The following is a 12,396-nucleotide window of genomic DNA, read 5'->3' as shown; positions in this document are numbered from 1 at the left end:
CAGTGGCCGCCGGATGGCGCAAGTCTTATGTACATATGAGTACGTCGATGTACAATAATGAACTCCGAAACCGACGTCGCCCCCGCGGTCCAATCGATTCTCGAGGCCGCCCGGGAGCGGGGACGGGACGAAACCGACGACGGGAAGCGGTCGTTGGACGGGTCGCCGTCCGAAGACGATCGGCTCTCCGTCGACGCGCGGTCGCTCCCCGACGCGCTCGAGCGAGCGGAGCGCGAGGACCGCGTACCGGTGATCGCAGAGGTCAAACCGACGAGTCCGACGAGCGACGGAACCCGAGACGAGGATCCCGTCGAACTGGCCGAAGCGATGGTCGAAGGCGGCGCAAGCGCGATTTCGGTGTTGACCGAGCCCGAACACTTCGAGGGCTCGCCCGAGTCACTGACCCGCGTCCGCGAGGCCGTCGACGTTCCCGTCCTTCGGAAGGATTTCGTGCTTCGAGAAGCACAGATGGACGTCGTCGAAGCCGACCTCATCCTCCTGATCGCGCGCTTCGTCGACGACCTGCCGAAACTGGTCGCGGCGGCCCGCGAGCGAGGTTTTCAGCCGTTAGTCGAGGTCCACGATGCCGCGGAACTCGAGGCCGCGCTCGAGGCCGACGCGTCGATTATCGGCGTCAACAATCGCGACCTGACGAAACTCGAGGTCGATCTCGATACCTTTGAGGCGGTTGCACCCGAAGTACCCGAGAACGTGACGCTGATCGCCGAAAGCGGCGTCTCGAGCCCCGAGGACGTGCGACGAATGCGCGATGCCGGGGCCGACGCGTTGCTGATCGGCAGCGCGATCATGGATCACGAGAACGTGGACGAGGTCGATGTTGCGGAGAACACCCGGAGGTTGACACGAGCATGAGTGAAAGCGAACGCAAACGAGACGACGAACAGACCGGCCGAGCGGCGTCCGACGGCGAGTTCGGTCGCTACGGCGGGCAGTACGTCCCCGAGGCGTTGATGCCCGCTCTCGAGGAACTCGAGGACGCCTACGAACGGTACGTCCTCGAGAACGAGGACGGTTTCATGGACGAGTTCGAGCGCCGGATTCGGAACTTCGGCGGACGGCCGACGCCGCTGGGGCGGGCCGATCGGCTGAGCGAGCGCTACGACCGCGAGGTCTACCTCAAACGCGAGGATCTCGTCCACGGCGGGGCACACAAGCTCAACAACGCCCTCGGGCAGGTCCTGCTCGCGAAGTACATGGGCAAAGAGCGGATCATCGCGGAAACGGGCGCGGGCCAACACGGCACCGCGACGGCGATGGCCGCGGCCCATCTGGACATGCCCTGCGAGATCTACATGGGTCGAACCGACGTGAACCGACAGCGGCCGAACGTCTTCCGGATGCGGATCAACGGCGCGGAAGTCAACCCCGTCGATATCGGTCGCGGCACGCTCAAAGAAGCGATTTCGGAGACGATGCGCGAGTGGTCCCGGACCGTCGAACGGACCCACTATGTGATCGGAAGCGTCGTCGGCCCCCACCCGTTCCCGGCGATGGTTCGCGACTTCCAGGCCGTTATTTCGGAGGAAGCCCGCGAACAAGCGAAATCGCAACTCGACGGCCTTCCAGACGCGGTCATCTCCTGTGCCGGCGGCGGATCGAACACGATGGGCGCGTTCCATCACTTCGTTCCCGACGAGGACGTTTCCCTCTACGCCGTCGAAGCCGGCGGCTCCTCGCTCGAGGTCGACGAGGAAGCTGGCGTCGCACCGAACTCCGCGACGCTGTCGACCGGCGACGAAGGGGTGCTCCACGGCGCACGAACGACGCTTCTGCAGGACTCGCACGGACAGATCATGGAGTCCCACAGCGTGAGCGCCGGGCTCGACTACTCCGGCGTCGGCCCCGAACTCGCACACCTCGTCGACGAAGGACGAGTAACGCCCGTCAACGTCGACGATACGGCCGCGCTCGAGGCGTTCCACCGCGTGTCGACCGACGAGGGGATCATCCCCGCCCTCGAGACCTCCCACGCCTTTGGCTACCTTCACGAAGCGTCCGAAGCGGGCGAAGACATAGGCGAGACCGTTATCGTCAACGTCTCCGGACGGGGCGATAAGGACCTCGAGACGGTGATCGAGGAGACCGAAAAGCGGGGCCTCGAGAGCGCCCCCGATATGTCCGTCTTCGAGACCGGAGGTGGACTCTAATGGTCGAGGACGCTAAGACGAGCGACGAGGAATCCGACGCCGTCGCCGCGGCGTTCGAGGACGAATCGGCGTTCGTCCCCTACCTCGCCGTCGGCGATCCGAGCTACGAGGAGTCCCTCGAGTACGTCGAGGCGCTGGCTCGGGGCGGTGCCGACCTAATCGAACTCGGCCTGCCGTTTTCCGAACCGATGGCGGAAGGGCCGACCATCCAGAAAGCGGTGGCGCGAGCGCTCGAGTCCGGCATGACTCCCGAGCGGTTCTTCGAGTTCGTCGAAGCTCTCGAGGTCGATGTCCCGCTGGTCTGTATGACCTACTACAATCTAATTTACCAATACGGTCCCTCCGACGGCCCGCAGTCGTTCGTCGAGCGCGCCACAGAGGTTGGCCTCGAGGGATTCGTGGTTCCCGACCTGCCCGCCGAGGAAGCCGGGCCGCTCCGGGAGGCCTGCGACGAGTTCGGGCTCGACCTGATCTTCATCGTCGCGCCGACGACCCGCGGCGACCGACTCGAGGAGATGATGGACCGCGTGTCGGGCTACGTCTACGTGCAGGCCCGGCTCGGCGCGACCGGCGCGCGCGACGACGTCTCCGACCAGACCGAAGAGAGCCTCGAACGCCTCGCCGACTGGGAGATTCCCAAGGCGGTCGGATTCGGGATCAAGAACGGCGGTCACGCCGAGCGGATCAGCGCAGCGGGAGCTGACGGCATCATCGTCGGCAGCGCGCTCGTCGATATCGTCGCCGAGGGCCACGAGGAAGACGTTCCCGTCGAGGAAACCGCGGATAGACTCGAGGCCAAGGCTCGAGAACTCAAGGGCGGAGCCCTCGAGGGCACGGAAAGACTGCCAGAACCAGAACACCCATAACTCGAAGATTGCTACACGATCACAATGACTACCGGAACTGACGCGCGACTCGACAGAATCGGAACGGATGGCAACTACGTCATCGTTCCGATGGACCACGGCATCACACTGGGCCCGGTAACGGGCCTGAAAGACATCGAATCGACCATCGACGCGGTGACTCGCGGCGGCGCGGACGCCGTCTTGACCCAGAAGGGAATCGCCCCCCGCGTTCACGAGAACAAAAACGAACGGGGCTACATCGTCCACCTCAACGCCTCGACCTCGATCGGGCCGGATTCGAACGACAAACGACTCACCGGCACCGTCGAGGACGCGATCCGCGTCGGCGCCGACGCCGTCTCTTTCCATATTAACGTCGGCTCGAACCACGAACCCGATCAGATCACCCAGCTCTCGGACGTGACCTCCGAGGCCGCCCGCTACGGAATTCCCGTCCTCGCGATGGCCTACGCTCGCGGACCGGACGTCGACAGCGCGGATCCCGAAGCGCTCGGCCACGCGGTGCGCCTCGCCGAGGAGGTCGGTGCGGATATCGTCAAAACCGGCTACAGCGGCGACGCCGACAGCTTCGAACACGTCTGTGAGTCCACCCGGCTCCCGGTCGTCATCGCCGGCGGGTCGAAAGGAACGAACCGCGAGACGATCGGAATGGTTCGCGGTGCGATGGACGCCGGCGGCTCGGGCATCTCGATGGGGCGATCTATTTTCCAACACGAGGATCCAGAAGGGATCGCGGCGGCCGTCGCGGGCGTCGTTCACGACGACCTTTCGGTGGATGAAGCCCTCGAAACGGCAGGACTCGCGCTCGAAATCTGAACGACCGCGTTGTGCGTTTTCGGTCACTGACTCGCGGCGTATCGTCAGCGACGCGCGACCCGCGTGAGCGGTGCCGGGACCGAAATCACTACGGTAATTCCGTTCGTTTGCCCCGCTCGTGACCGACGGGGAGGCGTTGACGATCGACGACGAGCTGCTCGCGCGAGCGCGAATCCACGCCAGAGACGTCGATATCGCCGTCGACCTCGAGGCCGTCGAGTGGGAGGTCTCGACGCGAGCGCGTCGCCGAGCGGGTGCCTGTCGGTGGGATCGCGACCGCGAGGTCGCGACTATCGTTCTCACGCGTCAGGCGTACGAAACCTACGACTGGGAGACGTTCGCGGCCGTCGTTCGACACGAACTCGTCCACGCCTGGGAGTTCCAGCAGTTCGGCGAGTCCGGTCACGGCCAGCGGTTTCGAAAGCGGGCCGCCGAACTCGACGCGCCTCGACACTGCGAGACGTTCTCCGAGCCTCGATACGTGATCCGCTGTCTTTCCGAGAGCTGTGACTGGCGAGCCCACCGACATCGCGCATCGAGACCCGTGAAAACGCCGGGGAGCTATCGCTGTGGCGAGTGCGGGAGCGACTACGAGGTCGAACACACTGAGAGCGGCCGGACCTGGCTGTGTGCGAGTGGCTACGGCGGGACGAAGGCCGCACTCGAGGAAGAGTGGTAGTCGACTCGAGCGATACGTCGGGAGTATTCCGCCGAAACGATTCTCACAAGACTTTATTTCCTCGTTCACCTCTTTCGAGTATGGGAGTACTCGAGACGATGTTCGGGCAGGTTGGCGACGGCGACGGTCGGGCGAAATTTTCGAGCCATCGATACGACGTGACCTACACCGTTTCGGCGGAGAGCCACGACATCGCCTACGCCGTCCCGATTCGGCGAGTCGAACTCGAGGCCTTCGCGGAACTGGTCCGTCTCGAGCGGGAGACGCCATACGTCGAGGACGGCGAGGGATCGCTCGAGGAGTCGCTTGACGCCGTCCTCGATGACGACTCGCTCGACGCGGAGACGTGGGCCGACCGGATGGAAGCGCCGCGACGAACTGTCGAACCCGTCCTCGAGAGCTGGCGGGAGATCGTGTACGGCGAGGAGGGTGACGAGTCACTGGACGACGGGGAGCCTGACGAGCCACTGGGTGACGACGGAGCTGGTGCTGACAGTCAAGACGACGAAGAAGCCGAGACGGACCAAGAACCCGATTCGACTGTTGAAATCGTCTACCTGCCCCTCGAGACCGAGTCGGCGTTCGCGGCGTTCTTGCAGGTCTGTCGGAAGCGCGACGAGCAGGAACACGATCCGTTCGAGCTTCCGGAAACCATCTCAACCGCCGCAGGAGTGCTTACGCAGATCAAACGATCGACCGATCGCAGCGAAAACCGCGTCGTCGTGAACGACAGATACCTACCAGATCTGCTGTAGCAGCTGGTATGAATACGGCGGTTGTATTGCGAATTTACTAACTTGATCGGTAAGTACAGACTGTGCAGGTGTCGTCTGGTTTCAAGAAATGTTAATTTGGAGTATATGCTTCGGAATTGATGAATGGGTGATCAACGTGGCTGCGGTGAACACCTCGAAAGCCCCTGGCCCGCTCGAGTCGCCTGGCGGCGTGCGCTCCTCGGTTCGCTTCGCTCACCTGCGGTGCTAGCGGCCCCCAGACTCCCCGACCGGACCAGCCCCTTTCAGTCCCACCCGCCGCCGCGGTGGCCGGGAGCTCGTGCCCGCGCCACGGCGCGGGCTGTGCGACCCGGGGAAAGGCAGGCGATAGCTGAGCCTGGCGTCCACGCGAGCAGGCTGAGGGCTTTCATCGAACTCTTATCTCACAGGAACGAGAAGTGACTACAGTCATATATACTGCAAGAGCATTCACATCGTTCAACTAGCACCTAAAAGGACAGGAGGGACACGCGTTCCGATGAAATACTTCGGAAGAAACGGAACCAGAATCAGGCCCGAACGACCGACTCGAACTCCTCGAGGCTGTGTAACTCGTAGGTCGGTTCGTGCTCGAGTTCGGTGCCGTGGCCGAGGTTGATCCACGCCGAGTCCATCCCCATCGCGTTCGCCCCGGCGACATCCGCGTGGAGGTTGTCCCCGATGTGGATCGTCTCGCTCGGATCGACCTCGAGGGCAGAAAGTGCCAGTTCGAACGGCGTCGAGTCCGGCTTCGGCGGCACACCGTTTTTTGGATCGACGAACACCATCGCGTCGAAGGCGTCGGTGAGTCCGAGCGCCTCGAGCTTTTTCGACTGCGTTTTCTCGCCCCCGTTGGTGATCAGCCCGACCGGGCCGTGCTCGGCTGCGAGATCGAGTGCGGCCTCCGCGCCGGATCGAAATCGGACCTGCGCCGGATCGATCGTCTCGAGGTAGGCGGTCGCGAGGTCCGGTGCAACGGACGGGTCGACACCGGCCCGATCGGCGGCTTCGGAAAAGAGGTGCTCGAAAAACTGCCGATCGGTGTCGGCCGTCGGGAGGTCACGCGAGGCGTATCGAAGCTGGGCGGTGTTACAAAACTGCTCGATGCCGGCTCGGTCGAAGGTCGTCTCGAGGAGGGCTTCTCGATCTTCGATCGGCTCGCAGAGGGTGCTGTCGAGATCGAAACAGATCGCGTCGTACGACATCTGTCCGATATAGTGGCGTTAGCACCCTGAACCTTTCGCCGAGAGCGAGCGACAGTCGGGGAGGGAAAACACGAAGACCCGAACGAACTCCGGCGACGACTGACGAATCCGCCACGTTCAAGCCACTCCCCTTCGAGGGTCGAGTTATGACGAGAGCTGTCTGGATAAAAGCCGACGATTCTGTCGGTGACTGGGACGAGCGCAGAGCGCGGATCACGACCGCACTCGAGGCCGGCGCAGACTGGGTACTGGTCGACGAAGAAGACATCGAACGCGTGCGAGAACTCGGCGACATCAACGTCGCGGCGTATCGCACCGACGGCGACGTGACGCTCATCGACAACGCCGAAAACGAGGAGACGACCGCACAGCCGGATACCGTCGTCGTCGGAAAAGAAGGCGAAGGCGACGGCACCGTCGACCTCCCCAACGACTTTTCGGGCTCGGCGGATCTCTCGACGCTTCGGCGGGACGGCAACGTCGATTGGGCCTCGTACGTCCGGATCCTCGGAAAAGAGTACGAGGCGTTCGCGGAAGCCGCCGCGGCGGAAGCCGAGTACACCATCGTCGCCGGCGAAGACTGGACGATCATCCCCCTCGAGAACCTGATCGCCAGGATCGGCGAGGAGACGACCCTCGTCGCGGGCGTCACGAACGCCGACGAGGCCAAAACTGCGTTCGAGACCCTCGAAATCGGAGCGGACGCCGTCCTGCTCGATTCGGACGACCCCGACGAGATCCGCCGCACCGTCGAGGTTCGCGACGAAGCCGAACGCGAGAACCTCGACCTGCAGTACGCCGAAGTGGTGGACATCGAGCAGATCGGGAGCGCGGACCGAGTCTGCGTCGATACCGGAAGCCTGCTCGAGCACGACGAGGGGATGCTCGTCGGCTCGATGAGTCGCGGCCTGGTGTTCGTCCACGCCGAGACCGCCAAATCGCCGTACGTCGCCTCCCGGCCGTTCAGGGTCAACGCCGGCGCGGTCCACGCCTACGTTCGGACGCCCGACGGCGGAACCAAGTACCTCTCGGAACTCCAGAGCGGCGACGAGGTCCAACTCGTCGATCTGGATGGAAACACGCGCGAAGCCATCGTCGGTCGCGTCAAAATCGAGAAACGGCCGATGTTCCGGGTCGCCCTCGAGACCGACGACGGCGACCACGTCGAAACGCTCCTTCAGAACGCCGAAACGATCAAGGTCCCGACCGCGGACGGGCGAACCGCCGTGACGGACCTCGAGACCGGCGACGAACTGCTGTTGTACACCGAAGATACGGCGCGGCACTTCGGCGAAGCCGTCGAAGAGAGTATTATCGAGAAGTAGCGAGCGACACGTTTTTGACCGTTAGTGCTGGTTTAGATCGTTTCAGTGTCTTCTTCGGGCGCCTCGAGCCGTGTCGTACACCAGTGACAGAACGAAAGGTCGTCGTCGAGTTCTTTCCCACAGCTCGGGCAGGTCGGTCCGTCGGTATCCTGCGAGCCGTTCGGCGGAAACCCGAGCGCGCGAAACGTCGAGTCGATCGCGGCGAAGAGGACGATAAACATCAGGAAGAACTGGTTTACCGTGCTCGTTTCCGCGTTCATCGTTTCTACCATCTCCGTCATCGACTCGGCGGCCATCATATCCCCCGTCGGGACGAAGAAGTAAATTCCAAGCGCGAACAAGCCGCCGAACAGGAGCGCCCGCGCCCAATCGCGAAGCATAGCGTGTCCTGCACCAGGCAGAATAACCGACAGGATCGCAGCGGATATCGCACGGATCCAGGTCATGACTGTGGCTTGTTCTCGGGGTGACGCCCACTTAACGTTCCGGTTTCGTCCCAGCGGGACAGTTCTAGCCGAATGAGTGCTCAAAATCGAACACTATCGTCGCTGTTGCCACTGACAGTGAAATAACGGATACAAACGGGACCTACTCGGAGTTTACGCGGCGCCGAGAGTTTCTTCGGCCTCGAGCAGTTCGTGGTACCGGTTTCGGATCGTTACTTCGGAGATGTCCGCAACGTCGCTGACGGCCGCCTGGGTCGTCTTCTCGTTCGTGAGCAGTGCGGCAGCGTAGACGGCGGCGGCCGCGAGGCCGACCGGGGACTTGCCCGAGTGAACGCCCTTTTCCTTGGCGTTCTGGAGCAGGCTTCGCGCGCGGTGTTCGGCTTCGTCCGAGAGGTCGAGTCCCGACGCAAACCGGGGAACGTAGCTCTCCGGATCGGCAGGTTGGACCTCGAGACCGAGTTCGCGGACGACGTAGCGGTAGGTGCGTGCGATCTCGTTTTTCTCGACGCGGCTGACGTCGGCGATTTCGTCGAGGCTTCGGGGGACTCCCGCCTGACGCGCGGCGGCGTAGACACACGCCGTCGAAACGCCCTCGATGGAACGGCCGGGGAGGAGGTCCTCGTTCAGCGCGCGACGGTAGATAACCGACGCCGTTTCGCGGACGTTCGTCGGCAGACCGAGGGCGGAGGCCATCCGGTCGATTTCGCCGAGTGCCTGCTTCAGGTTTCGCTCCTTCGAGTCGCGCGTTCGGAACCGTTCGTTCCACTTGCGCAGGCGCTGCATCTTCTCGCGCTGTCGGGAGCCAAGGGAGTTCCCGTAGGCGTCTTTGTTACGCCAGTCGATGTTCGTCGAGAGCCCCTTGTCGTGCATCGTGTTGGTCGTCGGTGCACCGACGCGGGACTTCTTGTTCTTCTCGGCGGCGTCGAAGGCGCGCCACTCCGGACCGCGATCGACCGAATCCTCCTCGACGACGAGGCCACAGTCTTCACAGACCGTCTCCCCGTGTTCGTCGTCGACGACGAGATTGCCCGTACACTCGGGACAGTCGAGGTCGCTCTGTTCGCTCTCTTCGGTCTCCTCGGTTGTTTCTTGATCGCTACGACGTACTCTGGTGTTTGATGTTGCGTTGGTCATACGATGGCGGATACTGCCCGGCGAAACGACACGGAAAAGCCGGACGGATTCGTTACCTTTCTCGTTCTTAGACTCGAGGGATAAGGGTTTCGGAATCCTCCCCTCACAACGCTCGAAAACAGGTAATTCGTCGGAAGTGGCATGAATTATCAAAACATTCAAATCAGCTTCGAATTCGGCAGGAAACGAACGCGCCGAAAAAGCAAACTACACTACCCTCAGGTGTCCCGTGTTCAGTATGAACGTCGCCGTTGGAAGTACGAATCCGGTCAAGCGCTGCGCCGTCGAACAGATCGTCGCGGAGTTCGACGGCTCGGTCACCACCGTATCCGTCGATTCCGGCGTCAGCGAACAGCCGTCGTCTATCGACGAGACGGTAACCGGCGCGAAGAATCGGGCTCGGCGGGCGCTCGAGGCGGCCGACGCGGACTACGGCGTCGGGCTTGAGGGGGGTTTTGCACGCCTCGAGCAAGCCCCTGGCGTTCGACTCATTATGTGGGCGAGCGTTACCGACGGCGAACGGACCGAAGTCGCCAGCGGGCCGTCACTTCGATTACCCGACTCTGTCGGCGACCGCCTCGAGGAGGGGGCCGAACTCGGGCCCGTAATGGACGAGCGGCTCGGAACGGAGAATATCGCCCAAGCCGAAGGGGCGGCCGGCGCGCTGACGGGCGGGCTGACATCCCGAACTCAGGCGCTCGCCGAAGCCGTCGCGTGCGCGTTCGGTCCGTTCGTTACGTCCCACTACGAGAGTAGTTGAGCGGACGGTGCGGGACGAGCTACGCCGGACCGTGCAGTTCAAATCGGTGGCAGACGGCCAACGGCCGTCACGTGATCCGCTCCCCCTTCACGATTTTCTGAGAGTCGGTCGGTGGAATGTATTAACCGGCCGTACCAACGAGCCCTTTCCATCAGATTATTCATCCATTACCGGCCCCGGAAATCGCCGGACAGCGTCTCATTAACCGGACGTACCAAACCCCCTAAGGCCGAAGCTGGCATTTCCACGCGTATGAGCACTGCAATGGGTTCCGACCTCACGAGCAAACAACGACAGATCCTGCAGTATCTTCGGGAAAACGCCGCAACGAAGACCTACTTCAAATCGCGGCTGATCGGTAAGGAACTCGGAATGACTGCCAAAGAGGTCGGCTCGAACATTACAGCCCTCCAGAACAGCGAGTACGACGTCGATATCGAGAAGTGGGGCTACTCCTCGAGTACGACCTGGAAAGTCAACGTCTAAGCGATATTTCGACGGCGGGTCGTTTTGACGGGATTCGTAGCGACGGAGCTGAAATCAATCGGAGACGACCGGCGGTTTTCTCACCGATCTAGGGCGATTCGTCGTTTCTGCCGTCGTTCGACCGCTCGATATCGTCATCGTTCGGCCTCGGCTTTCGTTTTCGTCTTATCTACGCCGATCAACCCAGCTCCTTTCGATTCCAATCGATCCGGCCCCCAAGATCGTCCGTTTCTTTCAATGTATGTGAGTATTACCGACCGAAATAGTGTGTTTCCGGTTCCGAAAAACAGTTTCCGGCTTCGAATGACACTTGATCCGGTACAACGACTAGCCGAGCGATGGAAGCGATCCTCTTCGACATGGACGGCGTCATCCTCGAGGGACCGCGAACCGATCCGCAGGTCTACGCCGATGCGACGGAACACGCGCTAACCGAACTCGGTGTCGACCCGACCGCCGAACGATGCGAGGTATTTCGCAAGTTCGATACCGATGTCATAGCGGACCGTGCAGACGCGCACGGAATCGATCCAGACGAGTTCTGGGAGCTGAGAGACTACCGCGCGTCTGCACTGACCCACGAGCGAGTTCGGTCCGGCAAACGCGACGTCTACGACGATATCGAGGCGCTGTACGACCTCGCCGACCGGACGACGGTCGCCCTCGTAACGAACAACCGCCACAAAACGGCCGAGTTCGTCGAGGACCACTTCGAGTTCGGGTTCGAGGCCGTCCGCGGTCGTGATCCATCGATGGACGGCTACCGGCGACGAAAACCGAATCCCGCCTATCTCGAGGAAACCCTCGGGGAACTCGACGTCGACGGCGGACTCTACGTTGGGGACTCCGGCGTCGACATTACCGCCGGACACAATGCGGGTCTCGAGACCGCGTTCGTTCGGCGACCGCACAATCGCTCGAGCAAGCTTCCGGCCGAACCTGCGTACGAACTCGAATCGCTTACCGAACTCCTTGACGTACTCGAGACCAGCAATACACAGCAGATCGACTCACGGAGAGAATAAGAGGGATTTCGAGGTCGAGTGCCGGTGACAACGGCTGTCGGCGGCAACCGTTGATCGATCTACGACCGTTCACCGACGACGCTCACCCGTCGTAGGTAACCAATCCGTCGGACTCGCGGGCGAGCGCCGTCGCCCGTTCGCCGAAGGAGTCGGCGTGGCGCACGAGCAACAGGAGGACGGTCGTCGGGCGTTCAACGGTGTAACCGTCCTCTCGAGACAAGAGCCCGGCCTCCTCGAGTTTCCCCGCGTACTTGCTCACGGTCGGCGGAGAAACATCCAAGGCGTCGGCGAGATCGCCGGCGGTCGCGTCCGGATCTCGAAGCAACTCGATCAACATTCCGCGTGGAGTCCCGCGGCGCAGATAGCCGAGGGCGTTCTTTTCGAACTCGTCGAACCGACCCGTGAGCACGAACCGCTTGTAATCGCCGTCGCTGTACTGCTCGACAGCCTCGAGTTCCTCGAGGCGTCTGAGGTGGTGCTGAGTCTCTCCCGTGCCGAGCTGGAGGTCATCACGAATCTTCGAGAAGTGCGCTCCGGGCGTCGTAGAGAGGTAGCCGGCGATCGCATCACGAGCATCACTTTCGCCGGTGTCCGCGGCGGCCGATGCCGAAAACCCGGCGAGTGGGGACGCGGCACCGACTGCGGCAAACCGGCGCAGGGTCGATCGCTTTTCTTCGTCGACCCCATCGGGTGATGTCATAGCTATCTATCAACCGAAACGCGACGAATCG

The 12,396-nt window shown here is 62.5% G+C and carries 14 protein-coding genes; 10 read left to right on the top strand and 4 right to left on the bottom strand.

What is annotated here, in order from left to right; genetic code table 11:
- The first annotated feature begins 57 nt into the window (after nt 1-57).
- The 6 genes from trpC (at nt 58) to ACZ5C7_RS11685 (ending at nt 5,287) form a co-directional block, all read left to right on the top strand.
- Nucleotides 58-873, top strand: a complete 816-nt coding sequence (gene trpC / locus ACZ5C7_RS11710) for an indole-3-glycerol phosphate synthase (RefSeq protein ID WP_464376486.1) — start codon at nt 58-60, stop codon at nt 871-873.
- Nucleotides 870-2,168 carry a tryptophan synthase subunit beta gene (gene trpB / locus ACZ5C7_RS11705; RefSeq protein ID WP_464376485.1) on the top strand — a complete coding sequence of 433 codons (1,299 nt, stop codon included), beginning with the start codon at nt 870-872 and terminating at the stop codon, nt 2,166-2,168. The genes trpC and trpB overlap by 4 nt, the downstream gene beginning before the upstream one ends.
- Nucleotides 2,168-3,034, top strand: a complete 867-nt coding sequence (trpA, locus tag ACZ5C7_RS11700) for a tryptophan synthase subunit alpha (RefSeq protein ID WP_464376484.1) — start codon at nt 2,168-2,170, stop codon at nt 3,032-3,034. The genes trpB and trpA overlap by 1 nt, the downstream gene beginning before the upstream one ends.
- Nucleotides 3,035-3,058: 24 nt before the next feature.
- Nucleotides 3,059-3,853: a 2-amino-3,7-dideoxy-D-threo-hept-6-ulosonate synthase gene (locus ACZ5C7_RS11695; RefSeq protein ID WP_464376483.1), complete on the top strand. Its 795-nt coding sequence runs from the start codon at nt 3,059-3,061 to the stop codon at nt 3,851-3,853.
- Nucleotides 3,854-3,971: 118 nt separating this feature from the next.
- Nucleotides 3,972-4,532 carry a SprT-like domain-containing protein gene (locus ACZ5C7_RS11690; RefSeq protein WP_464376482.1) on the top strand — a complete coding sequence of 187 codons (561 nt, stop codon included), beginning with the start codon at nt 3,972-3,974 and terminating at the stop codon, nt 4,530-4,532.
- An 80-nt stretch (nt 4,533-4,612) separates the two neighbouring features.
- Nucleotides 4,613-5,287 (top strand): hypothetical protein, encoded by a 675-nt coding sequence (locus ACZ5C7_RS11685; RefSeq protein ID WP_464376481.1) that lies wholly within the window; start codon nt 4,613-4,615, stop codon nt 5,285-5,287.
- A gap of 527 nt (nt 5,288-5,814) precedes the next feature.
- Here ACZ5C7_RS11685 and ACZ5C7_RS11680 read toward each other — a convergent pair.
- The gene (locus ACZ5C7_RS11680; protein ID WP_464376480.1) at nt 5,815-6,489 is read right to left on the bottom strand and encodes an HAD family hydrolase; all 675 of its coding nucleotides are present in this window, start codon (nt 6,487-6,489) and stop codon (nt 5,815-5,817) included.
- A 146-nt stretch (nt 6,490-6,635) separates the two neighbouring features.
- Between ACZ5C7_RS11680 and ACZ5C7_RS11675 the strand changes: the two genes are divergently transcribed.
- Nucleotides 6,636-7,814 (top strand): 3-dehydroquinate synthase II, encoded by a 1,179-nt coding sequence (locus tag ACZ5C7_RS11675; RefSeq protein WP_464376479.1) that lies wholly within the window; start codon nt 6,636-6,638, stop codon nt 7,812-7,814.
- Nucleotides 7,815-7,846: 32 nt separating this feature from the next.
- On the opposite strand, the gene ACZ5C7_RS11670 is transcribed toward ACZ5C7_RS11675, so the two are convergent.
- Nucleotides 7,847-8,260: a zinc ribbon domain-containing protein gene (locus ACZ5C7_RS11670; RefSeq protein ID WP_464376478.1), complete on the bottom strand. Its 414-nt coding sequence runs from the start codon at nt 8,258-8,260 to the stop codon at nt 7,847-7,849.
- A 153-nt stretch (nt 8,261-8,413) separates the two neighbouring features.
- Nucleotides 8,414-9,394: a transcription initiation factor IIB gene (locus ACZ5C7_RS11665; RefSeq protein ID WP_464376477.1), complete on the bottom strand. Its 981-nt coding sequence runs from the start codon at nt 9,392-9,394 to the stop codon at nt 8,414-8,416.
- 238 nt (nt 9,395-9,632) lie between these two features.
- On the opposite strand from ACZ5C7_RS11665, the gene yjjX reads away from it, so the two are divergent.
- From yjjX to ACZ5C7_RS11650, 3 genes are all read left to right on the top strand, one after another.
- Nucleotides 9,633-10,154 carry an inosine/xanthosine triphosphatase gene (yjjX, locus tag ACZ5C7_RS11660; protein WP_464376476.1) on the top strand — a complete coding sequence of 174 codons (522 nt, stop codon included), beginning with the start codon at nt 9,633-9,635 and terminating at the stop codon, nt 10,152-10,154.
- 252 nt (nt 10,155-10,406) lie between these two features.
- A complete protein-coding gene (locus ACZ5C7_RS11655; protein ID WP_459886079.1) occupies nt 10,407-10,640 on the top strand; it encodes a DUF7123 family protein in 234 nt (77 codons plus the stop codon).
- A 338-nt stretch (nt 10,641-10,978) separates the two neighbouring features.
- Nucleotides 10,979-11,665, top strand: a complete 687-nt coding sequence (locus ACZ5C7_RS11650; protein ID WP_464376475.1) for an HAD family hydrolase — start codon at nt 10,979-10,981, stop codon at nt 11,663-11,665.
- A gap of 82 nt (nt 11,666-11,747) precedes the next feature.
- Here ACZ5C7_RS11650 and ACZ5C7_RS11645 read toward each other — a convergent pair whose 3' ends face one another.
- Nucleotides 11,748-12,365 (bottom strand): winged helix-turn-helix transcriptional regulator, encoded by a 618-nt coding sequence (locus tag ACZ5C7_RS11645; RefSeq protein WP_464376474.1) that lies wholly within the window; start codon nt 12,363-12,365, stop codon nt 11,748-11,750.
- Nucleotides 12,366-12,396: the final 31 nt, after the last annotated feature.

The sequence above is a fragment of the Halostagnicola alkaliphila genome (assembly GCF_055379965.1).
This window is presented reverse-complemented; position numbering and strand designations above follow the sequence as displayed.